Below are 1473 nucleotides of genomic sequence, written 5' to 3'. Positions count from 1 at the left end.
GCGAGGTTGCCTTTGGCTGCTAAGATTAGGGCATCTCTTTCTTTCATCCTTTATCTTTTTTCGAAAGGTGGTGAAATAACTATGAATTACGACGTTTTATCTACTTTGTTTGTCGGTATCGATGTGAGTTCTCTAACTAATACAGTTTGTGCAATCGATTTCCAAAACAATAAACTCCTTGATTTTGATACTAAAAATAACAGAATAGGTGCTGAATACATTGCTGAGGCTATCTCCAATTGCCTTGTTTCTAACAACCTTGATTATGTCGTTATCGCTTTGGAAGCTACTTCTTTTTACAGTACTCACATAGCCAATTTCCTGTCAACTAATAAGAAACTTTTGCCTTTTAAACCTCTTGTGTACCAGCTTAATCCAAAAACTACAGCCAATTACAAAAAGACTTTTGTCGATATCGATAAAACAGATCATTTGGACGCTTACGTCATAGCCGATTTCGCTAGATGTGGCAAGATTTCTTCTTCCCCTTGGCGTGGTTCTCAGTTTTTGGCTTTACAAAGACTTACACGCCATAGGTTCCATTTAGTTCATACACTCGTTTCTGAAAAGAATTGGATGCTTTCCAACATTTATTTGAAATTCAGTGAATTGGCTGTGAATAATAGGGATAAGCCCTTTTCCGATATATATGGTGCTACGTCTTGTGCTGCTTTGACTGAGTTCTGCTCTTTGGATGAGATAGTTTACAAATCCATCGATGATTTAACTCAGTTTGTTATTAAAAAAAGTAAAAACAGATTCAAAGATCCCGTGAAGGTTGCAACACTTCTTAAACAAGCAGCCAAGAATTCGTACAGATTGGATAAAATGGCTTATGAACCTTTGAATATCGCTATCTCTTCTTCTTTAAACGTAATAAAAGCCTTGGAAAATGAAATAAAAACAGTTGATAAGGCTATTGAAAAAACGGTAAAAGGGCTTAATCCCGTAGAATATCAATCACTCATCTCTGTCAACGGTATCGGTCCTGTTATCTCCTCTGGCATCATCAGTGAGATAGGTACGATAGCTTCCTTTCGATCTCACGATAAGTTGGCTAAGTTTGCAGGACTGACTTGGAGAAAACGTCAATCAGGGAATTATTCCTCTGATGAGACAGAAATGACTAAAACAGGTAATCCGTATCTTCGATACTACCTTATCGAAGCTGCTAGCTCCGTTAAAAATCATATCCCTGAGTTCAAAGAGTATTATCGGAAAAAATACTACGAGGTTACCACTCATCAACACAAAAGAGCCCTCGCGCTCACGGCTCGTAAGTTGGTTCGCATGATTTTTGCATTGCTGAGCAAAAATCGAATCTATTCAAATTACTAAGTTGAATAGATACAAGTGAATCTTTTTGTGTTTTCAAGCCTATTTTGTGTTTTTCGGAAAGTATGGGCATTGTCAGTTACGCTAATTTTTAACAATTTTTTTGATTTTTACCTCTTGACATATCACCGATTAGCT

The 1473-nt window shown here is 36.9% G+C and carries 1 protein-coding gene; it reads left to right on the top strand.

Features of this window, described 5'->3' with window-relative positions; translation table 11 throughout:
- Nucleotides 1–81 precede the first annotated feature (81 nt).
- The gene (locus ACW9JY_RS10405; protein WP_457284324.1) at nt 82–1338 is read left to right on the top strand and encodes an IS110 family RNA-guided transposase; all 1257 of its coding nucleotides are present in this window, start codon (nt 82–84) and stop codon (nt 1336–1338) included.
- Nucleotides 1339–1473: the final 135 nt, after the last annotated feature.

Source organism: Petrotoga sp. DB-2, assembly GCF_054051725.1.
The sequence above is the reverse complement of the archived record's forward strand: the minus strand, read 5'-3'. Positions and strand labels throughout refer to the sequence as shown.